22 protein-coding genes and 1 tRNA gene are annotated in these 24,907 nt (G+C 45.8%); 9 read left to right on the top strand and 14 right to left on the bottom strand.

The features are described 5' to 3' along the window. Positions 1–1,032 carry a GTP 3',8-cyclase MoaA gene (gene moaA, locus QXT17_RS01950; protein ID WP_342783401.1) on the bottom strand — a complete coding sequence of 344 codons (1,032 nt, stop codon included), beginning with the start codon at positions 1,030–1,032 and terminating at the stop codon, positions 1–3. A 184-nt stretch (positions 1,033–1,216) separates the two neighbouring features. Here moaA and QXT17_RS01945 point away from each other — a divergent pair, with 184 nt between their 5' ends. The 5 genes from QXT17_RS01945 (at position 1,217) to QXT17_RS01925 (ending at position 6,977) form a co-directional block, all read left to right on the top strand. Then, entirely contained in the window at positions 1,217–1,984 is a 768-nt protein-coding gene (locus tag QXT17_RS01945; RefSeq protein WP_342783402.1) for an ABC transporter ATP-binding protein, read from the top strand. A 12-nt stretch (positions 1,985–1,996) separates the two neighbouring features. Then, positions 1,997–2,707, top strand: a complete 711-nt coding sequence (locus tag QXT17_RS01940) for an ABC transporter ATP-binding protein (RefSeq protein ID WP_342783403.1) — start codon at positions 1,997–1,999, stop codon at positions 2,705–2,707. 9 nt (positions 2,708–2,716) lie between these two features. Next, complete coding sequence (locus QXT17_RS01935; protein WP_342783729.1) at positions 2,717–3,613, top strand: branched-chain amino acid ABC transporter permease; 897 nt, start codon at positions 2,717–2,719, stop codon at positions 3,611–3,613. 5 nt (positions 3,614–3,618) lie between these two features. Continuing rightward, positions 3,619–4,674: a branched-chain amino acid ABC transporter permease gene (locus QXT17_RS01930; protein WP_187148157.1), complete on the top strand. Its 1,056-nt coding sequence runs from the start codon at positions 3,619–3,621 to the stop codon at positions 4,672–4,674. A 173-nt stretch (positions 4,675–4,847) separates the two neighbouring features. Continuing rightward, a complete protein-coding gene (locus QXT17_RS01925) occupies positions 4,848–6,977 on the top strand; it encodes an acetate--CoA ligase family protein (RefSeq protein ID WP_052887268.1) in 2,130 nt (709 codons plus the stop codon). 14 nt (positions 6,978–6,991) lie between these two features. Here the strand turns inward: QXT17_RS01925 and QXT17_RS01920 are convergent, their stop codons facing one another. From QXT17_RS01920 to QXT17_RS01880, 9 genes are all read right to left on the bottom strand, one after another. Then, positions 6,992–7,426, bottom strand: a complete 435-nt coding sequence (locus tag QXT17_RS01920; protein ID WP_052887269.1) for a secondary thiamine-phosphate synthase enzyme YjbQ — start codon at positions 7,424–7,426, stop codon at positions 6,992–6,994. A 44-nt stretch (positions 7,427–7,470) separates the two neighbouring features. After that, on the bottom strand, positions 7,471–8,238 hold the full coding sequence (locus tag QXT17_RS01915) for an isopentenyl phosphate kinase (RefSeq protein WP_052887270.1): 768 nt from the start codon (positions 8,236–8,238) through the stop codon (positions 7,471–7,473). A 45-nt stretch (positions 8,239–8,283) separates the two neighbouring features. Next, positions 8,284–9,300, bottom strand: a complete 1,017-nt coding sequence (locus QXT17_RS01910; RefSeq protein ID WP_052887271.1) for a polyprenyl synthetase family protein — start codon at positions 9,298–9,300, stop codon at positions 8,284–8,286. Between the two features lie 151 nt (positions 9,301–9,451). Next, positions 9,452–10,807 (bottom strand): tRNA(Ile)(2)-agmatinylcytidine synthase, encoded by a 1,356-nt coding sequence (locus QXT17_RS01905; RefSeq protein ID WP_052887272.1) that lies wholly within the window; start codon positions 10,805–10,807, stop codon positions 9,452–9,454. A 5-nt stretch (positions 10,808–10,812) separates the two neighbouring features. Beyond that, positions 10,813–11,388, bottom strand: coding sequence for a 50S ribosomal protein L6 (locus tag QXT17_RS01900; RefSeq protein WP_020962537.1), 576 nt, complete (start codon positions 11,386–11,388; stop codon positions 10,813–10,815). 79 nt (positions 11,389–11,467) lie between these two features. Further along, positions 11,468–11,574: transfer RNA gene (locus QXT17_RS01895), tRNA-Leu, on the bottom strand. A 48-nt stretch (positions 11,575–11,622) separates the two neighbouring features. After that, a complete protein-coding gene (locus QXT17_RS01890) occupies positions 11,623–12,000 on the bottom strand; it encodes a RidA family protein (protein WP_020962538.1) in 378 nt (125 codons plus the stop codon). 1 nt (position 12,001) lies between these two features. Beyond that, positions 12,002–13,225 (bottom strand): threonine ammonia-lyase, encoded by a 1,224-nt coding sequence (gene ilvA, locus QXT17_RS01885; RefSeq protein WP_244870332.1) that lies wholly within the window; start codon positions 13,223–13,225, stop codon positions 12,002–12,004. Positions 13,226–13,264: 39 nt separating this feature from the next. Further along, the gene (locus QXT17_RS01880; protein ID WP_052887274.1) at positions 13,265–14,173 is read right to left on the bottom strand and encodes a PfkB family carbohydrate kinase; all 909 of its coding nucleotides are present in this window, start codon (positions 14,171–14,173) and stop codon (positions 13,265–13,267) included. 122 nt (positions 14,174–14,295) lie between these two features. Between QXT17_RS01880 and QXT17_RS01875 the strand changes: the two genes are divergently transcribed. The 3 genes from QXT17_RS01875 to metG all read left to right on the top strand — a co-directional run bounded on the left by QXT17_RS01875 (position 14,296) and on the right by metG (position 19,985). Beyond that, positions 14,296–16,500, top strand: a complete 2,205-nt coding sequence (locus QXT17_RS01875; protein WP_020962541.1) for an elongation factor EF-2 — start codon at positions 14,296–14,298, stop codon at positions 16,498–16,500. 86 nt (positions 16,501–16,586) lie between these two features. Then, a complete protein-coding gene (locus QXT17_RS01870; protein WP_148684731.1) occupies positions 16,587–18,197 on the top strand; it encodes a hypothetical protein in 1,611 nt (536 codons plus the stop codon). A gap of 84 nt (positions 18,198–18,281) precedes the next feature. Then, a complete protein-coding gene (gene metG / locus QXT17_RS01865; protein WP_052887276.1) occupies positions 18,282–19,985 on the top strand; it encodes a methionine--tRNA ligase in 1,704 nt (567 codons plus the stop codon). Here metG and QXT17_RS01860 read toward each other — a convergent pair. From QXT17_RS01860 to endA, 4 genes are all read right to left on the bottom strand, one after another. Further along, complete coding sequence (locus tag QXT17_RS01860; protein ID WP_052887277.1) at positions 19,982–21,283, bottom strand: tRNA (N(6)-L-threonylcarbamoyladenosine(37)-C(2))-methylthiotransferase; 1,302 nt, start codon at positions 21,281–21,283, stop codon at positions 19,982–19,984. The genes metG and QXT17_RS01860 overlap by 4 nt on opposite strands. Continuing rightward, complete coding sequence (locus tag QXT17_RS01855; RefSeq protein ID WP_052887278.1) at positions 21,283–22,581, bottom strand: adenosylhomocysteinase; 1,299 nt, start codon at positions 22,579–22,581, stop codon at positions 21,283–21,285. The genes QXT17_RS01860 and QXT17_RS01855 overlap by 1 nt, the downstream gene beginning before the upstream one ends. Positions 22,582–22,658: 77 nt before the next feature. Then, complete coding sequence (locus QXT17_RS01850) at positions 22,659–23,447, bottom strand: S-methyl-5'-thioadenosine phosphorylase (RefSeq protein WP_342783318.1); 789 nt, start codon at positions 23,445–23,447, stop codon at positions 22,659–22,661. A 79-nt stretch (positions 23,448–23,526) separates the two neighbouring features. Continuing rightward, positions 23,527–24,084, bottom strand: a complete 558-nt coding sequence (endA, locus tag QXT17_RS01845; protein WP_020962547.1) for a tRNA-intron lyase — start codon at positions 24,082–24,084, stop codon at positions 23,527–23,529. A 105-nt stretch (positions 24,085–24,189) separates the two neighbouring features. Between endA and QXT17_RS01840 the strand changes: the two genes are divergently transcribed. Beyond that, a complete protein-coding gene (locus tag QXT17_RS01840; protein WP_052887280.1) occupies positions 24,190–24,861 on the top strand; it encodes a phosphoribosyltransferase in 672 nt (223 codons plus the stop codon). The last annotated feature ends 46 nt before the right edge of the window (positions 24,862–24,907 follow it).

Here is a 24,907-nt window from a genome sequence, read left to right as displayed (position 1 = left end):
TTATTTTTTCTTTTTCTCCTCATGACTAAGGGACAGCTGGGCTATTTTTCTAAGTGGGCATGTTATTTTTCCATCATAAGTTGTCGCCCCATAGCCGTTCATTTTGAAAAATGGCTCCCGCAGAAAGTTTGCCTTTATGATGCTTTCTCTGAGTTTATCTAGCTTTTCGTGGCTTCGATCCATAAGTGTATTTCTAATGTCTACAAGGTTGTCGTCTCTGTTTAGGCATGTTTTAAGTTTTCCGTCGTGGGTTAAACGTATCCTTGTGCAACCGGCACAGAAGAATGGATTGCAGTAGTTCGCTATGACTTCGACTTGGATGCCTGTCTCCAGCTTGAAGATAGGTCTGGAATGTAGGGGTCTGACTTCTACTCTAGAAGACTTGGATTCCAGCAATGGTAGGACTTCTTCTGCGGGGACGTAAAGTTTATCGAAAATTTCTTTTCCTTTCCCCTGCGGTATAAGCTCAATTAGGTTTACATTGAAGCTCATTTCAGACGCGTAGTCTAGCACCTTCTCTAGTTCGCCAACGTTTGCTTTTGTCAATACATAGTTTAGTTTTACGGGCAGAGAGTAGTCCTTAGCTAGACTTAGTCCACGTAGCACCTTGTCCTGGCCCTTTACTTGTGTGACGGCCACGTATGTCTGTGGTGAAACAGCGTGAAGACTAACATTTATGCGGTCAAGGCCCTTATCAACAAGCCTGTTGAGTTTGTCTTCGAGGAGGTAACCGTTTGTTGTGAGTGACACTTCTATACCTTTGCCGATGGATTTGAGACTATGAATTATTTCTGGGAGGTCTTCCCGTAGGAGGGGCTCACCACCCGTTATTTTGAATTTCCTAATGTCTAGGCTGTAGGCTGCCGTTGCTACGTCGGTTATCTGGTCGGGCGTAAGCTGGGTGTTATTTGTATCTTCTCCTTCCCGATGACAGAATACACAATTGTAGTTACATGCTGTAGTAACTGTGATTCTAAGGTTGTCTAGGGGTCTGCCGTATCTATCAAATAACACAGTTATCTTATATTGCACGCTTTACGCCTTTAAATGCTTTATTTTTGTCTGAAAATATCGGATCTGAGGAAGCTCTCACTTTAATTTATAAATATAGTTAATCATGCTTAAATAGCTGAATGTAAATGATTTGCTGTCAAATTATCTTTCAAATCATAATCTTTTAAACCTTGAAGCTTTGGCTGTGTTTTCCTGAAGATATATGGAAGGAACCGTCCTACGTGTCAGCAGTGTCTCAAAAAGGTTTGGCGGGCTAGTCGCCTTGGATAATGTATCTCTAGAGGTTGGACGTTCGACCATTACCTTACTTATTGGTCCTAATGGTAGTGGGAAAACTACGCTTATTAATGTTGTTGGTGGTGTCCTTAAGCCAGATACTGGTGCTATTTACTATGAGGACAAAGACATTACCTATATGTCTCCAGCTGAGAGGTTCCGTCTAGGCATTGTGAGAACTTTTCAGACCCCTCAATTATTTAGGTCTCTAAGTGTTCTTGAGAACGTATTGATTCCGTCCAAGTACTTTCTGGAAGAAAACGTCCTCGACATTGTGTTGTCAAACAGATGGGTGACGAAGGACAGAGAGCAGGTTCAGAGGGCACTAGAAATTTTGTCTCTACTGAGGCTTGATCACCTGTGGGATGCTCCTGCATCTTCGTTGAGTGGGGGACAGATGAAGCTACTTGAGCTCGGGAGGATATTGATGAGTGAGCCACGGGTAGTTCTGCTAGACGAGCCTCTTGCTGGTGTAAACCCTGCACTTGCGAGGGAGATTATGAAGCGTCTCAGAGAAATAAGAGACGAGCTTGGCGTAACGTTTCTCATTGTTGAACACAGGCTTGACTTGGCGTCTTCGTATTCTGACTATGTCTATGCGATGCACAGAGGTAGCGTGATTTCGAGGGGGACGCCTGACGTCGTTTTAAAGGATCCCCTAGTGCTGGAAGCCTATATTGGAAGTTCTAGGTAGACGGTGTTCATAGTGGAGTTGTTGAGGGTTGAGAGCCTTAGTGCAGGCTATGGAAACATGACTATAATTCATGAAGTTTCTTTTAGCGTTGAGAAGGGAGAAATATTTTCGGTTGTTGGTCCCAATGGCAGTGGAAAGAGCACATTGTTGAAGGCACTTTTCGGCCTTGCCAGAACTTTCTCTGGACACATATTTTTTAATGGACAAGAGATCACTAGTTTTCCCCCACACGAAAGGGTGAAGAACGGCTTAGGATACCTGCCCCAGACAGGCAATGTTTTTGAGGGGCTAACAGTTAGGGAGAATCTTTTGCTCGCAGGCTACGAGTACAGCAATGGTGAACTTGATGAAAGGCTTAAGTCAGTTCAGGAGTTTCTCCCAGAGGTGAAGAGACTGATGGATAGGAAGGCTTTAACTCTTAGTGGCGGCGAGAGACAGATGGTTGCACTTGCAATGGTTTTGCTGAAGAACCCGGTTATGCTTATGTTTGACGAGCCTACCGCTGCTCTTGCACCGAAGATAGCAGAGGAGGTTTTTGGGAGAATTGTCGCGCTAAACAGGGAGTATGGTTTAACTGTTCTCTTGGTTGAACAGAATACGAGGAGGGCTTTGGAGCTTGCCGAGAGGGCCTTGTTACTAGTGTCAGGAAGTGTAAAGTTTTTTGGATCCGCAGATGAGCTTCTGAACCATAGGGATCTATTATCCCTGTATCTAGGGCTGTAGGTGGTCGGCATGGCTATGGATTTGTTGGTTGATGCAGTGGTGTATGGTAACCTTTTGTCACTGTTGTCTATTGGTCTATCCTTGACCCTGCTTACTACAAGGGTGTCTAATTTTGCACATGGCGACTTTGCAACTGTTGGTATATATGTTGCTTACACGATGAGTGTTTTATTTGGTGCCAATCCCTATTTATTTTTGCCATTCTCTTTTGTCGGTGGTTTGTTGCTTGGTTTTCTTGTGTATAGAGTCGTGTTTGAGCCGTTGCGTGGTAAAGCGTCGCTAGTTACTTTGATGATTGTTTCTATGGCTTTGGACTTTATCCTCAGATACTCCGTGCAGATATATGCAGACGTGCTTCAGCGTTCCCTAGGGGTCTATACACGTGGGATAGTCTTCAAGGATGTGAATGTCAACTTTTTAGGCTCTACGCTTCCCGGTTTACTTGTGATTTCCTCGGCGGTTGCCTGGCTGTTTTTGCTTCTACTGTATCTCTTCCTTTACAAGACAAAGGTTGGTATAGCTATGCGTGCTGTTATTGAGAACCCCTCCTTGTCCGAGGCTTTGGGGATAAACGTTAAAAGGGTATATGCTCTTAGCTGGATGCTTTCTGCATCTTTCGCAAGTGTTGCCGGTGTTTTTCTGCCCTTCAGGATAACGGTTAACCCTGATACAGGCTTCTCCATACTTCTCTCGATATTCGCCGCGGTGACCCTTGGGGGTCTTGAAAGCCTTCTGGGAAGCATTATAGGAGCCTATATCATTGCTTTCAGTGAGATTGTTGGCGTATATTATCTTTCCCAGATCGGCTTGAGCACTGCCTATCGGCCCGCGATCTCGTTTATAACTTTGGCCCTTGTACTTTTGCTGTATCCTAGGGGTTTAGCCGGTCTATGGAGTAAGAGGTGATTGTGGTGGATGTTGTGTTTTTCGTTTTGGACTTAGCTGTCCTGTATTCGGTCTACGTTATTCTGGCTTCCTCCCTAAACCTAGAATATGGGGAAGCTGGGCTTCCAAACTTTGCGAAAGCCGCTTTCTTTGCTATTGGTGCATTCAGTGTGGGGGCTCTCTCAGTCAGGCTAGGGGCAGTTTTTCTGGGCATGGCTTTGGAGGGAGACTTCAAGCTGAATAGTTTAAGGTGGGCCATGTCGGTTAGCCAATCCGTAGCTAGGAACCCGTTCTTAGGTCTTGGCATATTTATAGCGACGCTCATAGTAGCCGTGCTTGTAGGCTCTGTCCTTGGGGTTCTTGTGTCTTATCCGGCTTTGCGGTTGCGTGAGGACTATCTTGGAATGCTACTGATAGCTTTTAGTGAGACGATAAGAATAGTTGCTAGGAACTATGACCCGCTGGTTGGTGGAACGTTCGGGGCTGGCGTGGTAGACTTTTTAGCGTGGGCCGGCTCGCCACTTAGAGAAATATTATTGCTATTCTTGTCTGTTGTCGTCGCGGCGATTATCTGGATTGTATATTATAGGCTTTCTGCTTCTCCTTTTGGGAGGGCACTCCGCGCCATGAGGGACAATGAGCTGGCAACCGAGAGTCTTGGAAGAAACATTGTGAAACTAAGAATGATGGCTATGATGATTGGGTCTGCTATGGCGAGTGTAGCAGGAGTGCTCTATGCATACTATGTCGGGACGGTGAATCCCGACGATTTCACTACATCGAAAACATTCCTGGTAACGTTAATGGTTATAATTGGTGGCAGTGGTAATCCGTATGGCCCGCTTGTAGGGCCAGCAGTGTACCTAGCTTTTGACAGGTTGATACAGTTTACTAAGCAGAGGCTAATACTTCCATTTGATCCAAACTATCTATCATACATAGTACTCGGCGTAGTACTGATAATTGTCGTCGACAGGCACCCGGGCGGCATAGTTCCAGAGAAGCCGACGCTTACATTGCCCAGAGAGTTAAGGAGTTTACTGCGGCAAAGACGAGTAGAAGAGACATGGAACAGACAATAAGCTTAAACAAAATATGTATGCTGTTTCATAGGGACAAACCAGCCGAAGTCCAATAGCTACCGACACCACGTAAAATTATAGTGGTCGCTGTATACATGCGAGTTAAGTGGAAATAATGAAACATGTTAATCAAAAAACATTAATCTATTACATTGTTCTTATACGTGATTTCGATGTTTGACGAAAAAATAATTAAATTGTTGAGGCCGGAGAGCGTCGCAGTTATTGGGGCGTCTCGGAGCCCAGATAAAATCGGCTATCAAGTTGTCAAAAATCTACTTGATGCTGGTTTTCCGCGTGAAAAAATTTTTCCAGTAAATCCATCTGCCGACGAAATTCTTGGGCTGAAATGCTATAAATCGATACTTGATGTCCCGGCATCTATTGACTTGGCAGTGATAGTGGTTCCTGCCCCGGCTGTACCAAAGGTACTAGAGGAAGCCGGAATGAAGGGGGTTAAAGCAGTAGCAGTGATTTCTAGCGGTTTCAAGGAGATTGGTAACGTTGACCTAGAGTTAAAGCTTGTGGAAACTGCTAGGAAGTATGGTTTACGCCTGCTCGGCCCAAACATTGTCGGCGTATGTGACACTGTTAAAGGTGTAAATGCTAGCTTCTGTCAGGGATTACCCAAGGCTGGAGAAATAGCTTTTATCACCCAGAGCGGAGCTTTGGGAATAGCGCTTGTTGGCTGGACAAAGCTTAAAGGTATAGGCTTGTCGGACCTTGTTAGTCTCGGGAACAAGGCCGATGTAGATGAAAACGACCTAATAGAGTTCTTCGGCGAAGACCCGTATACAAAGGTTATAACAGCTTACCTAGAGGGAATAAACAATGGTGCAAGGTTTCTAGAAGTTGCAAGGCGGGTGGCAAGGAGAAAACCAATAATAATCCTGAAAGCCGGAAGAGGTACCAGAACAATAGCGGCTATAAAGTCGCATACTGGTTCTCTTGCAGGAAGCTTCGCCGCATATGAGGCTGCATTTAAACAGTCCGGCGTGTTGCTGGCCAAAAGTTTCATTGAACTGTTTGACTGGGCAACCGCTTTTGCTAAGGCCCCGCTTCCAAGCGGTGAGAACGTTGTTGTCCTCACCAATGGCGGCGGTGCAGGCATCATGGCTACTGACGCTCTTGAAGACAACAACATTAAGCTCATGAGTATTCCACAGGATCTCGCCGAAAAGCTAAGGAGACATATGCCACCGTTTGGTAGCGTTCTGAACCCGATTGATTTGACTGGAATGGCTGACGCGGAGCAGTATTATGGGGCACTAAAGGATCTCCTCCTCGACGACAGAGTGCATACAGTCATTGTACTATATTGTCACACGGCGATTACTAATCCAGGCGAGATTGCTGACGCACTGCTGAAAGCAATAAAGGAGACAGGCTCCAAGAAAACTGTCCTAGCATCGTTTATCGGCGGAGACGAGGTAAGCGTTGCATGTAGCAAGCTTACAGAGAGCGGTGTGCCATGCTATGAGTCTCCAGAAAAAGTTGCCTCAAGCCTAGGCGCAATGTATAGGTACATCCAGGCGCTAGAAAAGCTAGAGAGGAGGACAGAGGTGTCTCTATCTGTCAATGTTGAGCTGGCTAGGCAGATAGTCAAGAATGCACTCAAAGAAGGGAGAACCGCGTTAACACCATCGGAAGCATCTATGCTTGTAAGCCACTACGGTATACCTGTCTTGCTGAAGAAGATTGCTCGAACCCCGGAGGAGGCAGTAAAAATTGCCAAGGAGCTTGGCTACCCAGTTGTCCTAGAGGTCGAGTCGCCAGACATACTCCATAAAAGCGACGTTGGAGGCATAATTATAGGGCTGAACTCTGATGTGGAGGTCGCCGAGGCCTTCAACAAAATAATGGACAATGTTACAAAGAAGGTTCCAAACGCACGTATTAATGGAATTATCGTCAGGAAAATGGCCGAAAAAGGAAAAGAGGTGGCTATAGGAATACATAGGGATCCAATATTCGGTCCCCTTGTTATGGTTGGCTCCGGAGGTATCCTCGTCGAGCTATACAAGGATGTAAGTTTCAGGGTTGCCCCTCTATCTATCGATGATGCCTACGAGATGCTGGAGGAGACAAAAATATACAAGGTTCTCAAGGGATATAGGGGCGAGCCCCCAGCAGACTACGAAAAAGTTGTAGACGTGTTATTGAGGCTCTCGAAGCTCGCTCTAGACATCGAGGAAATAGAAGACATAGACATCAACCCCTTCTTTGTCTACGAAAAAGGCAAGGGTGCACTCGCTGTAGACGTGAAAGTCACGCTTTCACAGCCCAAAAACAAAGAACAATAATGTTTTCCCGGCTTTTATTCTCCTAAAACCTCTACAATTATTCTTCTAGAGGCACGTGGGCCATCGAGCTCTACAAGGAAGATGTTCTGCCAGGTTCCGCGCATCAGTTCTCCATTTACCACGGGCAATGTTGCCGAGGAGCCAATAATGCTTGATGCTACATGTGCATGTGCATTGTTGTCTATTCTGTTATGTAGGTAGTTTGCCCCAGGCGGCGCGATTTCCAGAATCTTTTTGACAATGTCGCTCAGTAGCCCTTTTTCATGTTCATTCAATATTACCGCTGCGGTTGCATGTGGAGCATAGACAAGACATATTCCGTTTCTAATTCTGCTTTCTTGGACAGCTTCTTCCACTTTGTTAGTGATGTCTACTAGCTCTATTCTCTCTTTGGTAGAGAGATAAATTTCCTTGACGAACACCCTGAAGCCATTGCTAGGTTTTTCCATAAATAATCCATATTTGGCAAGCCCGGAGATAAATAAAACTGTTTCTAGGGTAATACTCTTGTGTATGGTGCTTCGACTCCGAGAATCATTTCTTCGAGGAAGCTTATTCCACCAATATTTACCTTTATGCCTTTTTCGGCTGCCGCGAAAGCTTCCTCTAGTTTTTCACGTAGCCCGCCAGTCACATCTATGCCTGATACTTCTCCAACAGTCAAAAACGACTTTCGCGAGATTTCTCTAAGAAGGGTCGCATCGGGGCTCTCAGGGGGTCTAGAATAAACTCCGCCAGAACCCATGACATATACGAGGACCTCTGCTCCTAGGTAGATGGCTACTCTTGAGGCGATAGTGTCGCCAGAAAGTATTGAAAAACCTCTGATAGTGTCCAAGACAGCGTCACCATAAAGAACAGGTACAAGTCTCCTTGACAGCATTTCTCGAATTATTTCGTAGTCGAAACGAGCCATCTTACCATTAGCGTTATATGCAACTGCAGATGTCTGGATTGAGACAGCTGGGACACCGTATGCCAGTAGGGTCTTAACTACGTATGTGTTTAGTTTTGTCATCCAGTACCTGGTCTCCGCATAGCCTCTCAGTTTTTCTGGTTCTAGTCCACCCTCTTGGAGTCTGTACTTTGCGGCTGTTGGATGTCCAAATGAGCCTCCCCCATGTATTAGGACGAAGTCCCAGCCTTCACTATATAGTTTGCTTATCGTCTTCGATGCCTTAACTATGTTTTCGCGGCGAAGGGTGTAGGGTTTAGCCTTATTTGTAATAGCTGAACCCCCTAGCTTGACGACTGCAAGCATTTTACCCACGTCGAAAAATGTGGTGTTTATAATTAAAGTCTGTCTTTAGAAGTCTCTTTTCTCGATAAATGATGCAAGCTCAAGTAATATGTCTCTGTATTTGCCCCTTGGCAGGACCTCTAGTGCATTTACTGCTTTGTCTACATACTCCTTTTTCAGTTTCTCGGCTTTTTGCCTAGCACTTGTTTTGGAGATGAGCTTAATTACATGTGAGACTTCCTCCCATGAGACATCATCCTTGCGTAGAACCGAGAGTACTTGCTCCTTCTCGCTTGATTCAAGCTCCTCTACAGCCAACAGAACAACAATGTTTCCTAGTTTATGTTCCTTGATATCTCCGCCGACTTTTTTCCCAGTCTTCTCTTCTACACCAAAAATGTCGATAATGTCGTCACCTATCTGGAAAGCCATGCCTAGATTATAGCCGTACTGTTTCAATGCATCAACTATGTTTTTGTCGGCGTGCGCAGATAGTGCCCCGAAGACACAGGATGTCTCAATAAGCTTGGCTGTTTTCCTCTCGATCATTTTTAGATAATCTTCCAGTGTGACCTTTCTATAGCGATTCTCCAGTATGTAGGGCTCGTCGCTTCTGCCTGCTTGCTCGAATAGAATGTCTAGTCTCTCCCCGTCAGTAAGTAGCTTAATTGTTTCGGCCAGAATCTCGTTGAAAAGTTTTGGATCACGAGTATGATTTAAAACTTGTGAGATGGTCTCGCGGTAGTGCACAGCTACGAGTATAGCGGTGCTGATTCCATATTTCTTCCATACAGTGGGTAGACCTCTCCTCAGCTCGCTGTGGTCGATTATGTCGTCGAGAATAAGGGAATAATTGTGAGCAAGCTCTACGGCTGCAGCAGCGTGTAGTGAGTCCTGAATATTGCCTCCTGCCGCTAGGCAACTTGCAACCGTGAGGGCTGGACGTATGCGTTTGCCGCCCATTTTTATTTGGTATAGAACTGCCTCTTGGAACTCTGGGCTAGCGTCTTTCAGTAGAAACTCTGTCATTATTGGGTCGACGGCTTTGCCCAGTTCTCCTAAGACTTCGAGTACAGATTGCACAGTTATAGCTATGTTTAGCCCAATTTATAGGTGTCGACCTAGAAACAAATGAAACAATAAATAGGGGGTTTTATAGGGAGAAGTTGATGAGGAAAAGAGAGTCGACCGAGCCTCTGCTATGAAGACGCAAGGCTTGCTGATGCTACTTGTCCTACTGCTGCTCAAGATAAAACCATTTTTCTGAGATAAGCCAGTCACTTGTTATTGTCGCAGGCTGTAAGCCGTATATTTCCCTGGGTTTTGTCAAGTGCCTGAAGGCAATGGGCGACTGTATGTATAGGCCGGGCTCCAGTATTCTTGGAAGCTTCTTTATGTTTTTCCCAAGAGTCGTGGATCTAAATCCACATTTTGGACACTTGTATCCCTTGTTTCGGCCAGCAGATGTCATCCTGGCTCCACACTTCGGACATCTAGGGTTCTCCTCTAGCATCAATGGAGCAGGCTCAACAACCCTTAGAATCTCTGCATTGAGCGTATTTTTTTCTCTGGGGATTACCCCGCCTCCAACCTCGATCTTGTCTCCTTTCCTCAAGAGCCTCGAAACTCTATTGAGACTGCCGGTTTCCTTGTAGAAAGCTACAGTGATGCACCCCGTATCGTCACATACCTCGGCAAATACGTGTCCACCCGGAATTATCCTGGGTTTGGAATCGACTCGCCCATAAACGACTACTGAATCATAGGGCCTGAGAGAAGCAATTTTCTTTTTTACCTTTAAATGCATGTTTGTCGCTTGGTTTGTCTTAAAGACCATGTATCCGCGAAAGCTTACACTGCCACTTATAGTACCAAGTGCTTTGAGCAAGGTATCGGGATCTAGGCTTCTCAAGCCAAAAAGGACAGGGTCTGGACCATGAGGAGTTGCCAGCAGTCTACCCGAGTTGTAATCAAAAGTAGAAAAAATATATGGACGATACGTCTTGTCAATATCAAGAAACATGTTTGTATCAATATTTCTTTCGGCTGTTTTGTCTCTGGGGTCTCTGTAAACAAGCAACTCGTAGGTGTACTGAGCCAGAGGATAAGCGGCTACCGCGGAGACAGCGCCTATAAGTCCCCTCGGTCTATCTCTGTATGCATAGACCAGCCTAATCTTTTTTTCTGCGGAGAGTTTTCTAAACATGCTGTGAACATGACTGACGGGCACATATTCTGAAAGTGCCCGCTGGAATATTTCCTTTAGTTCTTCGGGAACGTTTCCAGTCGAAATAACTACTGCTGGGTCAGTTTTTCCATGCTTCTCTGCAAACCTTTCTACTGTATTCCTTATAATATTCTCGGCATGAGTAATCTTGTCCTGTTCCAGCCTGAAATGCAAAGAAACAGCCCCATTTCCACGGGTTTTGGCGGGGATATTAGGATCAAGCCTGACAAGGTACGGCAGGTCAAGAAAAACGGCGCCAATTTTTTTCAGCTCGTTAACGAGTAGCAGTCCAAGAAACGTTGTACAAAACCCAAGGGGTGAATCTGCATCGTCTAGGCCGACGTGGACCTCAACTAGAGACATGTAGATTACTTTAAATGTTCGACTGCGTAGAGGTAGATTCCGTCAAGTATACCGGGACCAGTACCTTCACGCCCGTGCGGGCTTAGAGCTCTCTCACCACGCAGATGAGTGGCCAAGTGGATGTTTGCCGCTGTCTGTGCGACTGCGTCCTTGTCTATGCCCTCAACTATTATATCTTCCTTTTCGATCTTTACTTTTGCGCCGGGCATTATTCTTGCATATCGTGGACCACGTTCTCCAAGGAAGTTCTCAATCCTTATCTTGTCGTTTTCGATTTTGAAGTTCATCGGGAAGTGGGCGTAGACAACCTTCAGCTTATAGCGGTAACCCCTTGTGACGCCAATAATCATGTTGTTGATGTGGGATGCTATAGTGTTTACTAGTGCATAGTCTTTTTTCGTGGCGCCATGCGTCTCTACTACGACGTTGTTGCCCTCAAGCCTTATGGTGATTCTCTTGGCATGGGAAAAGTCTTTCTCTACCTTTCCTAATGGTCCCTCAACTGTGACCTTTTTTCCTGAAATATTTACCTTGACGCCTTCAGGTACTGGGACAGTAGCGGAAGTATAGAGCACCCTCAACGAGACTCACCTACCTTTTCCCTTATTCACTAACCATGTTTTTAAATTTTTTCTGACACGTATACCATTGGATAGAAAGTGGTGCGGGGGCCGGGATTCGAACCCGGGCAGGCCTACGCCAGCGGAGATCCCATCTTTTAACTGATCCTGAGTCCGCCCCCTTTGTCCTAGCTCGGGCACCCCCGCCAGTAAAAAACTAAACAACCCAGAAACCTATAAGATTTTCGCGGGTTGCTAGGCTTCAGCTATGACTGAGATTTCGATCAGTGCTCCTCTAGGGATATTTGCAGCCTGGATCGTTACACGTGCCGGCTTGTTCTTTGTGAAGTATTCTGAGTACACCTCGTTGAACGCTTGGAAGTGGGACAAATCCTTTAGAAAGACGACTGAATATACAACTTTCTCAAGAGACGAACCTGCAGCCTCCAGAACCGCCTTTATATTTTCAAGAACCCTCCGGGTCTGTGTTTTTATGTCGTCTCCTACAATCTCACCCGTAGACGGATCAAGGGGGATTTGACCAGATACAAAAATGAAGCCATTAGACTTGATTGCCTGGGAGTAGGGACCTATTGGTTTAGGCGCCTTCTCGGTGAACACGGCTTCCGGCATCCTATACCACCCTAAAGTCTAGCCCCATCTGTTTGAGTCTCAGAACTAATATATCAGCATATTCTTTGCTTGGCACCTCAAGCCCCAGAGTGACCAGTGCCATTCCAGGCGTCAAAAGTGGATTTAATCTCTCGTGCTGTATTTCGACAATATTTAGGCCGAGCTCAGCAACTGCATCGATAACCTTCTTTAGTTGGCCAGGCTTGTCAGGCAATATGCCTTGGATTCTCACTTGCCGTCCCTCCACATAAAGAACCTGTCCAAGGACCCTGATAAGCAACGTAGGGTCAACATTGCCACCACTAACCACGGGAACAGTTTTCTTTCCACTCACATCAACTGCGCCAGAGATGACCGCAGCCACTCCCAGCGCTCCAGCAGGCTCCGCGACTGTTTTTACTCTTTCCAGGAGGAGAAACATTGCCCTAGCTATCTCCCGGTCGTCTACAAGAACCATGTCGTCCACGACTTCCTCCATTATTTTCAACGTTAGGTCACCCGGCTTCTTAACAATGACTCCATCAGCAATGCTGCTAACCTCATGCGTCTCCACGATTCTTTTCTCTTGAAAAGACAGATAAGTTGCAGGTGCTCCCTTGGGCTGGACACCGATCACCTTCGCGTCAGGCTTAAGTTTTTTCAGGGCAGTAGCTATTCCAGAGATCAGTCCGCCACCACCAACAGGTACCAACACGACCTCAACATCGCTAAGGTCTTCAAAAATCTCTACACCTATTGTCCCCTGTCCAGCCATTATGTCGAGGTCGTTAAACGGGTGTACAAACTCCGCGTTGGTCTGCTGGGCTATCTCCAACGCCTTCTGGTAGGCATCATCATAAGTATCACCATGTAACACAACCTCTGCGCCATAGCTTTTCGTGGCATTCACCTTGTAGAAGGGCGTGTGCCTAGGCATAACAATCGTCGCCTTCATGTTTAGACTCGCTGCGGAGAAAGCAACCCCCTGGGCATGATTACCGGAACTAGCCGCGACCACGCTTTTTACACCTGAACGTGCAAGCTTCTGCATCTTGTAGTACGCGCCCCTAACCTTGAAGGCCCCCGTCTTCTGGAGGTTCTCAAGCTTTAGATAGATCTCCCCCTTAGTCAGGTCAGACAAGGTTCTAGAGTGTTGTAGAGGGGTATGATGAACAATGTTTTTCAGTACTTCCCGGGCGTCCCTAATCTTAATGTTCAATTCGTCCAGCAATTTGCTTGTTTCCACAATAAAAACAATATAGAAAAAATATATAAATAATGACTTTCATGCAAGTTCCTTTATGTTCTCAATGAGTTTTTCCGCCCGCTTTCTAACCTCCCAGCGGTCCTTCAATCCATCAACCCCAGGCTTCTCTATGAGGAAAGATACGGCTGCAGTGGCATATGCAGAGGCCTCCCTTATATCGCCGCTACGCTGATACTCGACCGCGAACACAGTAGTAAACACGTCCCCAGCACCAGTTCTGTCAACAACCCGGGTAGGTATGCTGGGCACAAAGAAAGCCCTCTGCCTCGTGGCCACATAAGCGCCATCAGCCCCCAGAGTTACGAGGGAAATCCCGGCGCCATCCTCCACGAGCTTCTTTGCAAGCTCCAGTGGCTCGAGGTCCCCGTATATTGCCCTCGCCTCTGCAACCTCCGCATGAACAATGTCCGAAAGGGAAACCACGAGTCTAGCCTCTGGAGAAGAAGACAAAACTATCCTTTTGTCTCCTAGCTGTTTCCGCACGTATCCCTGGAGATCAGTTACTACCAGTGAGGCAACCTCTGAAACCTCCTGGACAACGCTCGGAGGAATCTCGCCAACCAGCGGCCCAATTACTGCAATGTTGCCCTTTATCTTTCCCAGCGGCACGTCTCCAGAAAGAATATCTTCGCACCTAGCCAAGAGATAGAGGTCTCTATCGCCGCTACTGCGGTAAACAAGCTTAAACTTGGTTGTCGGCAGATACCTCGAGATACCTACCCCACTGAGATCAATATTATGCTTGCCCAGAAACATCATGTACTCGTCGGGAAAATCCTTCCCAACCTTCGACACTATGTGGGGTCTAACGCCATGCTTGAGCGCCGCTAGAGAGCCGAAGGTAACTGTTCCACCCAGGCTTCTCCTTACCTTTTCTCCCTCAACCACAATATCGATTGTTAGGTGGCCAAGCAGATAAATGTCCACGCTACATCCCCACCCAAATTTAGCTATTGTCAAATTAAATATTACGCATCCTCCCGTAGCCCGAAATCATTATAAATTGGCATTTTGTTTCGTTCATTGAACTAGATAGATGGGAGAAGTGTATGGTGAGATACAAGCAAGTGAGCGATATCGCAAAAATAATGAAAAACGTCGAACAAGTTAGAAATATCGGCACTCTTGCACACGTCGACCATGGCAAGACAACTACCTCTGATTCACTGTTAATGGGTGCTGGAATTCTAAGCCCTAAGGTCGCCGGCCAAGCCTTAGCCCTAGACTACGTCGAGATCGAGCAATTGAGACAGATGACCGTGAAAGCGGCAAATGTGTCGCTTTACCACGAGTGGGAGGGTAAACCATACGTGATAAACCTCGTGGACACCCCGGGACACATAGATTTCACCTCGCATGTAACGAGAAGTCTAAGAATGATGGATGGAGGAATAGTAGTAGTCGACGCAGTAGAGGGAGTAATGACCCAGACGGAGACGGTGGTGAGACAGGCACTTGCAGAATACGTTAGGCCCCTTTTGTACATTAATAAGGTAGACAGACTGATAAAGGAGTTAAGGCTTGAGCCCAGAGAGATACAGCAAAGGTTCATTGAGATAGTTAAAGAATTCAATGCACTTATAGACCTTTATGCAGACAAAGAGTTCAGGGATAAGTGGAAGGTAGACTTTGCGAAGGGACAGGTGGCGTTTGGAAGCGCCCTGCACAAGTGGGGTCTAACAGTTCCAATAGCTATGAAGAAAGGCGTAAAATTCGACTACATAGTCGACGCTTACCTGCACGATGAGAAAGACAAGCTGGCTCAGGACTTCCCGCTTTATATTGCACTCTTGGACATGGTTGTCGAGCACATACCTAATCCCAGGGAAGCCCAGAAATACAGGGTGCCGAAGCTCTGGAAGGGAGACCTTAACAGTGAGATTGGCAAGGCGATGCTTGAGTGTGATCCAGACGGTCCAACCGTTGTTGCTGTGAGCAAGATAAACATTGATCCGCATGCGGGACATGTCGCTACTGGAAGGGTCTTTAGTGGGACTGTGCGGGAAGGCGAAGAAGTATACCTTTTAAACGCCAAGGACACTGCGAGAGTTCTACAGGTCGGCATCTACATGGGTCCCTACAGGGAAAAGATCGAAGAGGTGTCGGCGGGAAACATTGTTGCCATGCTTGGACTCGACAAGGCAAGGGCAGGCGAAACAGTCGTAGACTCGAAATACAAAGACGTCATGATGCCTTTCGAGCACTTGGCCTACGTTGCCGAGCCCGTAGTTACGGTAGCTATAGAGCCAAAGAAAAGCGGCGATCTACCGAAGCTGGTCGACGCATTGAGGAAGCTTGCCATAGAAGATCCAACTCTGAAGGTATATATCAACCAGGAGACAGGCGAATACCTGCTGAGCGGCGTTGGAACACTCCACCTAGAAATCACGCTGTGGGATCTCAAGCAGAGGACAGGAATAGATATAGTTACCTCCCCACCAATCGTGAGGTACCGTGAAACAATACGCGAGAAGGGTCAGGTCTTCGAGGGTAAGTCTCCTAACAAGCACAATAAGCTATACTTCTATGCAGAGCCACTAAACGAGGAAACAATAAAGCTGATGCAGGAGGGCAAGATCTTTGCAGACCAGGACTGGCGTGAAAGAGCCCAAATCCTTAGAGAGTATGCAGGCTGGGACACAGACGAGGCTAGGAACATATGGGACATCGACGAGAACTTTAACATAATCGTGAACAAGACCAGTGGTCTGCAGTACTTGAGAGAAGTAAAAGACACCATTATCCAAGGCTTTAGATGGACTATGGAGGCAGGGCCATTAGCACAGGAACCTGTGAGAGGCGTGAAAGTGGTTTTGGTAGACGCGGTTCTGCATGAAGATCCGGCGCACCGCGGCCCAGCACAGATAATGCCAGCTACTAAGAACAGTATTATGGCCACTCTACTTTCTGGCAAACCTACACTGCTTGAACCAATATTAAAGGTGGACGTAAAGGTACCTTCTCAACAAGTCAGCGGTGTGCTTACGGTGCTAAATAGGCACAGAGGCAAGATAATATCCATGGAGGAGAAGGGGATGGTTATGAGGGTTCTCGCAGAGTTGCCAGTGTCGGAGAGCTTTAACATTGCAGACGAACTTAGGGAGGCTACTCAGGGAAGAGCTTTCTTTGCATACGAGTTTTACAAGTGGGCACCTGTGCCGTCTTCCCAGCTTGAGCAGGTAGCTCTTGCAATCAGGGAAAGGAAGGGCCTGCCAAAGAAGCTTCCAACAATAGAGGACTTTGTGGGACCATAGAGAGCTTTCTTGATTTTTGTTTTCTTTATTTTTGCTAGAGAGAGGCTTAAATACTGGTTTTTATTGCCTTAGTTCTGGTGAAGTCTTTGAGCTATAAAGTAGCGATATGCATAGCTACTCTGGGTTTACTCCTGCTTATTCTGGCTACTGCACAATTTGTGCCTCTTTCGAAGGCTGAAGGAGCAGTTTCTTATCCTGCCTCTGCCCGTGTCTCAGGGAGAATCGAGTATGGTTACATCCTAGTGTTTAACAACCTTAAACTTCCTGAGGCAACGACTAGGGTAACGTTCAATATTTCTTCTTTCGAGAAGAGACTTGTACTGGCAACGGCAACCAATGGAAAATTCACAGTTATTGGTAGAGCTAGCAATGGACTTTTGACCTTTGAGCTTCCCGCCCCCTCTACCAGTATCAATTTTACCTTTGTTTTTGATTCCATCGAGCCCGGCACAGACGCTGTGAAAGTTGTTTTTCCTGTACCTCTCTCGCCCACCGGAATAATCACAAATGTTACTGGGCAGATTACTCTTCCGCAGCCGATCAAGTTGAAGTCTGTCTTGGGAAATGCTACTGGAGCCACGGTTAAGTATAACCAGTCGTATATCCCTGGGAGCTTGGACGTTGTTAGTGCAAATGTTTCTTCATATGGCTATCCTCTCTATAGGGTGGACGAGCTAACAAGAAAGATAACCCTGACTGGCGACAAAATCGTGTTCAATGACACTTTGACAGTTGTTTCACTAGCTGATGCATGGGTCGAGCAACTAAGCTTCAATCTGCCTAGAAACGCGAGTTTAGTGGGTATCTACTGGAGCTATGGCAAGGTTCCAAGCCCATACATCAACATTTATACCACAAACCAGTCGAAACTGATTTTGTACAGTATGTTGTCTTCTCTCCAGAAAAGGAACCAGAGGGTTACTTTCTCGCTTGTTTACTCTTTTAATGCTACAAATGCGGTGCCAGCATATATGGGTCTCGGTTTTATAGTTAAAAACTATACCATTGAGCTTTGCTTACCAGGGATTATCCAGACGGTTCCAGAAGTAGTTTCAACAACGGTTCAGAACGACATGCACTGCTACAAGTTTGTAGCAAAGGGACCGCTTTTCTTATATGACACTTATCCAACAGTAATAGTGAATCCGTCTTTCTCTAAGGTTGCTCAGTCGATCCCCGTAGGAGTCTACCTACTAATAGCGCTAGCTGTCTTAGCAGTGATTGGAGCGGTATACTATGTTAACAGGCAACGCGTGTCAACAGTAAAGACAGAGGCGCTTACCAGAACCCTGAAACAAGATGAACGACTCGGAGAGCTAGCAGAGATACTGACAAGGAGAGAGGAAGGTATCTCAAGCTTATTGGACCAGTTAAGGGGTCTACGTGAGAGAAAAGCAGGCATAACGAAGATTACATCTACCCTCAGGGCCTTCGAGCAGAGGGATAGGGAGTACGAGAGGCGTACAAAAGAGATACTTAGCAGTCTCGAGGGCGACTGGACAGGCCTGGTCAAGGAGCTCGACGAGATCTCCAACGTGATTGCAAGCACCTTGAGGGACATCGAGAAAATAGAGAGAGGATTTAGAACTGGCAGGATAACGTTGAACGATTATAACAAGATGGTTGACGTCTTAGAAGAAAGACTCCTCGAGATATCAAGAAGGCTTTCCCGTTTGACCTCAAAGTATCTTGCTTGAGATTTTTCTCTGGACATTTTTATGAATAAGGGTAATAAAGGGTAAACGTTATATTCCTAGTTTTTTCACATCCGTGTGAGAACTATGCAGAAGGTTAACTCTTCCAAACACAGATGGCTCATCTGTGCAGCCTGGCCCTATGTCTATGGTGTTCCCCACCTTGGAAACTTGATAGGCTCTATACTCTCAGCCGATGTGGCCGCGCGTTTCTTAAGGTTGATTGGAGACGAGGTTGTCTTCGTGAGCGGTAGCGACATGCACGGCACACCCATAGAAGTGGAGGCTATAAAAAGGGGAGAAAACCCTAAAGACCTTGCTGAGAGAAACCACAAAATCATAAAGGAGCTTTTTGAAAAATGGAACATCAGTTTTGACAACTATTCGAAAACGGAGAGTCCAGTCCACGTAAAGTTTGTGCAGGACTTCTACAAGAAAGTCTACGAAAATGGATACGTATTTTCAGACAAGGTACAAATGTATTATTGCCCAAAAGACAAAATCTTCTTGCCGGACAGATACATAGTTGGCACTTGTCCCTACTGTGGCTATGATAAGGCATATGGAGATCAGTGCGAAAATTGTGGTCGTCTCTTGGAACCCACTTTGCTTATCAATCCACGGTGCGCCATATGTGGCTCTACTCCTGAGCTTAGGACTACGGAGCACTGGTTCTTTGACTTGCCGCGTTTATCACAGGAGCTAGAAAAATACATCGAGGAGAACGATAACTTGCCTCCTAACGCGCGTAATATGAGCCTGCAGATTTTGAGAGACGGCTTGAAGCCTAGAGCATTGACAAGAGACAATAAGTGGGGTATCCCTGCCCCTTTCCCAGGCGCGGAGGGAAAAACAATCTACGTATGGATGGAAGCCGTGTTGGGCTATATATCAGCTACAATAGAATACTTTGAAAACAAGGGGGAACCAGAGAAATGGAAAGAGTTCTGGCTTGATAAGGATACAAGGAGTGTCTACTTCATTGGTAAAGACAATATTCCATTTCATACTATAATTTTTCCTGCACTACTTTTGGCCAGCAAACAGGGCTACGTGTTGCCGTGGACAGTCTCGTCGACTGAATATCTCTTGTTTAAGGGTCTAAAGTTCTCAAAGAGCAAGAGGATAGGGATATGGATCGATGAGGCATTGGAAGTATTCCCAGTGGACTATTGGCGGTTCGTGCTTCTCAGTCTCAGACCTGAGCTTCGCGATATGAACTTTTCATGGGAAGATTTCATCAGGATAATCAATAACGATCTAAACGACAATATTGGGAACTTTATCCATAGAGTACTGGTTATCGCATACAAAAAGTTCTCAGGCAAAGTGCCAGAGCCCGGAGAATATACAGAGGAAGATAAAAGCCTAGAAAATATGATTGTACACTACAGCGGAGATATAGCTGAATCTATGATGAACTTTAGGATGAGAGAGGCGCTCGGCAAGATCCTTCAGCTCTCGAGTAGCGGTAACTCGTATCTTAATAGCCGTAAGCCCTGGGAGGTCGAAAGCAAGGAGGCTGCCACTGCAATATATGTGGCGCTCCACCTGATAAAAGCCTTGGCCATTATGCTCTACCCATACATACCTTCAAGTTCACAGAAGATCTGGAACCAGCTCGGATACAGTGACGATATCTCGGCTCATAGATGGGAAGAAATAAAGGAGCCAGTTCCAGTTGGACAAACAATTCCTGAGCCAAAGCCTATCTTTAGGAAGCTCACAGATGAAGACATAAAGAAAGCCACAGAGAAAATAGAGGAGTTAAGGTCCCAAAAAGCAGTCTAGTCAATGATTTCTCCTACTAAATGAAGTGGTGATGCGTCGACAATTTTCACCTTTACAAAATCACCTATCTTGGCTGATTGATTCTTGATAATTACGGGCTTATATTCAATGGTACGCGCTGTGAGGTCTCCCTTAAAAGATATATTTTCCACAAGTGCTTCCTTTACCTCGCCTATGTATGTCTTATTAATCTCGTAGGCTATTCTCAGTATCACGTCTGTAGCTAGCCTGCTTCGCTTTTTCTTTTCTGGTTCTGGGATTCCATGCAGGAGGTAGCCCTCAGTAAAGGGTCTTAAGGTATACCTGGCCACGTGTACCTTGTCGAATCTTACTTCTTCAAGGAAAGCCAGGGTTCTTCTGAACGACTCCTCGTCTTCGCCTGGGAAGCCCACTATCAAATCTGTAACAATGCTAGATTTCCAGGGTTGTTGCCTAATGTGTGAAACGATTTCTTTGTAATCTTGAACCGTGTATTTCCGACGCATGAGTCTCAAGACCTTGTCGTCTCCGGACTGTACAGGTATATGGAAGTACCTATAGAGTCGTTCATCTCTGAAAAGCGGCAAGAGGTCTCTTATAAATCTGCTTAAAAGCATCGGCTCCATCATGCCGAGCCTTATTCGATAAGTTCCGTCAACTTTGTCAAGTATTTCCTTTAAAAGGTCATAAAGCGTGATTTTAAGGTCGTAGCCATAGGCGGCCACGTCTTGACCAGTAAGAAGAATTTCTCGTGCCCCCTTTCTAACAGCTTCTCTAATATTCTCGACGATGCTTTGAGGCTCGTAGCTCTTCACTCCTCTGCCTCTGGTTACCCACTCTATACAGAAGGCACAGTTGCCTAGGCATCCACTCTGGATGGGGACGATGTGGAATGATCCACCCTTGAATTCTGGAAGGACTGTTCTTAAATTTTGGTATTGTCTTAGAATGTATATGGGGCTCTCTGATTCTATGATTTCTGGGATTTTCTCTGTGGCGTCTGGTTCCACGAGGGAGGCTTGAGGAACAATTTCCAGGATGCTTCTTGGGCGTACGTTGACAAGGCAACCGGACACAATGAGCTTTGTGTGTTTGGCCTGTGTGATCTTACTTATTTCATGTAGCCTCCTAAATATCTTGTTCTCAGTATCGCCCCTGACCGCACAAGTATTTACAATTATTATGTCTGCTTTTTCAATGTCTTGTACGATTTCATAGCCCCTTTTGGTAAGGAGAGTAGCTATGATGTTGGATTCTCCTTTGTTCAGCCAACATCCAAAAGTCTCGATATAAACTTTTTTTCCTGTTTCCGGGGACATCAGCTAGACCAAGACTCAAGGTATTTTTTCTGCTCGGGTGTCAGTTTCTCGATTTTTACCCCTAGAGCTTTGAGCTTAATATAAGCTATTTTCCTATCAATGGAGCCTGGAAGTCTGTAAACTTTGGGCCTTAGCGACACGTGTTTTTTGAGGAGGGTCTTTACAGCAAGGGCCTGGTTGCCAAACGAGAGATCCATAACCTCGCTTGGGTGCCCCTCGGCGGCGGCTAGATTGACAAGTCTCCCCTCGGCTATGAGGTAAAGCCTCCTATTATTTGGTAATAAATATTCTTCTACATTCTCGTTTATTTTTCTCTTCGAGACGGCGATTTTTTCTAGATCAGCCACAGAGATTTCGACATTGAAGTGTCCTGCATTTGCAAGTATGGCTCCGCTTTTCATTTTCAAAAAGTGTTCTGTCCGAATAACGTCCCTGTTGCCTGTTGCTGTTATGAATACGTCTCCCCATTCCGCCGCCGTTGACATATCTGAAACATAGAAGCCGTCATAATAGGCCTCGAGGGCTTTTATGGGGTCTGGCTCTACAACTAATACTCTTGCACCAAGCCCTTTCGCGCGCCAAGCTATTCCTCTGCCCACCCAGCCGTAGCCTGCAACGACTACGTTCTTGCCCGCGAAAAGAATGTTTGTTGCTCTGAGAATTCCGTCAAGTGAGGACTGGCCTGTCCCATATCTATTATCGAACATGTATTTCGTTTTCGAGTCGTTGACGGCTATTACCGGGTAAAGCAGTTTGCCGTCTTTTTCAAGAGCCTTTAGCCGTATAACGCCAGTCGTCGTCTCCTCTGTGCCACCATATATCCCTTTAGCTATGTCGCTAGAAAGGAATTCCTTACCGATCCTGTAGTCTATGCCCTCTGTTATACCGTGTGCCAGCTTATGAATCATGACTGTGAGGTCTCCACCGTCGTCCATCGTGATATTTGGGCCTATGGATGCAGCCCTAGCTATAGCCTCGAAGTATTCGTCCTCTTTCATTCCCCTCCATGCAAATATGCTGATTCCCTCCGTTGCTAAGTAAGCGGCCACGGGGTCCTGTGTTGAGAGCGGGTTTGAGGCTGAGAGCGCGACTTCTGCACCTGCGTCGCGAAGTGTCAGCATGAGGACTGCTGTTTCTTTAGTGACATGCATGCATGCCGCGATTTTTATGCCTTTTAGGGGTTTTTCCTCTGAATATTTCTGTCTGATGTGTCTAAGGACTGGCATGTGTTGTTCAGCCCATTCGACCATTAGCTTGCCCTTTGGCGCAAGGGAAATATCCTTAACTTTATACTCCATTCTTGGTCACCTGTTAGATATTTGATTCACTAAATAACTTTGTGGCAGAGACCAAAAAACCAGAATTTGAGATAAGGTTAGATCAGGGCCTCGTCAAGGTATCTAGCGCATTGACATTTTCTCTCTACAGGTATCCTTGGGATAAGGCTTGTTAAGAGCTTCTTTACTTTTTCTGTGTTCTCGGCCATAACCCTTGCAACCTCGTGGGCTGTGACAGGCTTCTCTGCCCATACATCATAGTCTGTGACCATTGCAATGTTTAGGAAGCACATTCTAGCCTCTCGTGCCAGGTTTACCTCTGGGACAAGCGTCATGCCAACGATGTCAGCGCCGAACTGTCTCCAAAGCTTTGACTCGGCTCTAGTAGAAAATCTGGGTCCCTCTACGCACACATATGTTCCTTTTTCATGTGTCGTTATGCCGAGCTCCTTGGCTGTATTGAGGCATATTTCTCGCAACTCGGGACAGAAGGGGTCGGCCATGGATACATGTGCAACGACAGGGCCATCATAAAAAGTGTATTCTCTTTTCTTGGTCATGTCTATGAACTGGTCTGTGCAGACAAAGTCTCCGGGCTTGTAGTCTTCACGTAGGCTTCCAACGGCTGAGACAGATATTAGTCTCTCGACGCCAAGTTCCTTTAATGCCCATATGTTTGCCCTGTAGTTTACTTTGTGTGGTGGGTATTCGTGTTTCTTTCCATGTCTAGGCAGAAATGCTACTTCTACTCCTGCGATTTCTCCAATAATAATGTTTGAGGAGGGGGCACCGAATGGAGTATAGATTTTTTCTTCTCGTGTATTCTTGAGAAAGTCCGGAGAGTAAAGTCCGCTTCCACCAATTATTCCGATTCTTATCTTTTTCATAACGTATGAAATATTTTCGTCAAGTAATTTAACCTTTTTCCAGAAATCAAAGCAAGCTATAAGTCTGTTAAGGCCGGTTCTACATGAGCCATTTGAACGAGAAATACTGTATCCTATTCGTTGCTGGGTCTCTGTAGGCTAATATGAATCTTTTCCTTACGGAGTGTGATAGACGTCCTGCCCTGATTATTTGTATTGGGTCAAGTTTATCTCCGTACTTCAGAACTTCTACTAGAAATATTGAGTGGTCTATTCCCGGTCCAAACTGATATACAGCGAAGGTTGATCCAAACTTCATTCCTGATTTTACGACATAGCCCCTGTTTCTTAGATCCTTGTATACGGTATATGCGTCGTAAAAGTTGTCATAAAGCTTTGAAGCTATCGAAAAAAACTCTGAAGGCTTTATTGGTTCTCCCCTCTCGTTTGTTAGGTTTAGGCACCCCTGCTCTAAGAGGTACATTGCATCAAAAAGTGAAATTTCAAGTTCCTTTTCGACGTCGGGAAGCTTGGGCTTGGGCACAGTAAAGAATCTACCATAGAATCCGCCCCTAAAGTATAGGTCGTGCCCCTCTTTAACATCAAGTACAACGACCCTGTTGCCTAGGAGGACAGCGTTGGCCTTAATGCATTCCATCTTAGACACCCCTTCTCTAGGGGATGCCTACTTTTTTAAAGTTATAGTTGTTAAAGATAAAATGGGACAACGAAAAATTTTTTTGTTTTCACAGCAATCACATATGTGAATAAGGTTAACACAAAATTAGTCCAATGGGAAGAAGTTGTCCAGTGGAGCCGTCTACTCGCCGAAAAAATCGAGGCTTCTGGCTACATCCCGGATCTGGTCATAGCAATTGCGCGGGGTGGCTATGTACCTGCAAGGCTTCTATGCGACTTCCTCGACATACATGACTTGCTGAGTATACAGATACTCCATTGGGGGAAGGCCGCAGAAATAACCGCGGTTGCCCACGTAAAATATCCATACGAGGTAAACCTTCAAGGAAAAAAGGTTCTCCTTGTAGACGATATTGTTGATACAGGTGACTCTGTCATCGTCGCGAGGGACTATATACTTTCAAAGTGGAGACCCAGCATGCTAAAGATTGCTACCATGCAGTGGATATCTCCGGTGGCCAAGATAAAGCCAGACTACTATGTAGAAGAAGTAAAGGAGTGGGTATGGTACCAGTATCCCTGGACAAGGCTAGAGGACACTACAAACTTTTTTGAGAAAATAATTTCTGAGCTCAAAAAAGAGGGCAAAAATGAAGTTCCTAGAGGAGAGATACTTCAGAGGTTTAGGGACATCTATGGGATAGACGTTGGGGAACACTATTATAGTCTGGCCTTCAGGAAGCTTGCAGGGAAAGGAGTTATAGAACTTGTAGGAGACTGGGTCAAAATTAAATAGGGCTTCTTGTATTTCTTTTCAAAGCACTCTGCTTCACCGAGGATAG

The sequence above is a fragment of the Thermofilum sp. genome, from assembly GCF_038871435.1.
GTDB lineage: Archaea > Thermoproteota > Thermoprotei > Thermofilales > Thermofilaceae > Thermofilum > Thermofilum adornatum.
Note: the sequence above shows the minus strand (reverse complement) of the source record. Positions and strands in the feature narration are given on the sequence as shown.

What these genes read in the sequence shown, in the direction of transcription:
- QXT17_RS01945 (WP_342783402.1), top strand. Translation starts at nt 1,217, where the DNA reads ATGGAAGGAACCGTCCTACGTGTCAGCAGTGTCTCAAAAAGGTTTGGC.
- QXT17_RS01935 (WP_342783729.1), top strand. Translation starts at nt 2,717, where the DNA reads ATGGCTATGGATTTGTTGGTTGATGCAGTGGTGTATGGTAACCTTTTG.
- QXT17_RS01925 (WP_052887268.1), top strand. Translation starts at nt 4,848, where the DNA reads ATGTTTGACGAAAAAATAATTAAATTGTTGAGGCCGGAGAGCGTCGCA.
- QXT17_RS01920 (WP_052887269.1), bottom strand. Translation starts at nt 7,426, where the DNA reads ATGGAAAAACCTAGCAATGGCTTCAGGGTGTTCGTCAAGGAAATTTAT.
- QXT17_RS01915 (WP_052887270.1), bottom strand. Translation starts at nt 8,238, where the DNA reads ATGCTTGCAGTCGTCAAGCTAGGGGGTTCAGCTATTACAAATAAGGCT.
- QXT17_RS01905 (WP_052887272.1), bottom strand. Translation starts at nt 10,807, where the DNA reads ATGTCTCTAGTTGAGGTCCACGTCGGCCTAGACGATGCAGATTCACCC.
- QXT17_RS01890 (WP_020962538.1), bottom strand. Translation starts at nt 12,000, where the DNA reads ATGCCGGAAGCCGTGTTCACCGAGAAGGCGCCTAAACCAATAGGTCCC.
- QXT17_RS01875 (WP_020962541.1), top strand. Translation starts at nt 14,296, where the DNA reads ATGGTGAGATACAAGCAAGTGAGCGATATCGCAAAAATAATGAAAAAC.
- metG (WP_052887276.1), top strand. Translation starts at nt 18,282, where the DNA reads ATGCAGAAGGTTAACTCTTCCAAACACAGATGGCTCATCTGTGCAGCC.
- QXT17_RS01860 (WP_052887277.1), bottom strand. Translation starts at nt 21,283, where the DNA reads ATGTCCCCGGAAACAGGAAAAAAAGTTTATATCGAGACTTTTGGATGT.
- QXT17_RS01855 (WP_052887278.1), bottom strand. Translation starts at nt 22,581, where the DNA reads ATGGAGTATAAAGTTAAGGATATTTCCCTTGCGCCAAAGGGCAAGCTA.
- QXT17_RS01850 (WP_342783318.1), bottom strand. Translation starts at nt 23,447, where the DNA reads ATGAAAAAGATAAGAATCGGAATAATTGGTGGAAGCGGACTTTACTCT.
- endA (WP_020962547.1), bottom strand. Translation starts at nt 24,084, where the DNA reads ATGGAATGCATTAAGGCCAACGCTGTCCTCCTAGGCAACAGGGTCGTT.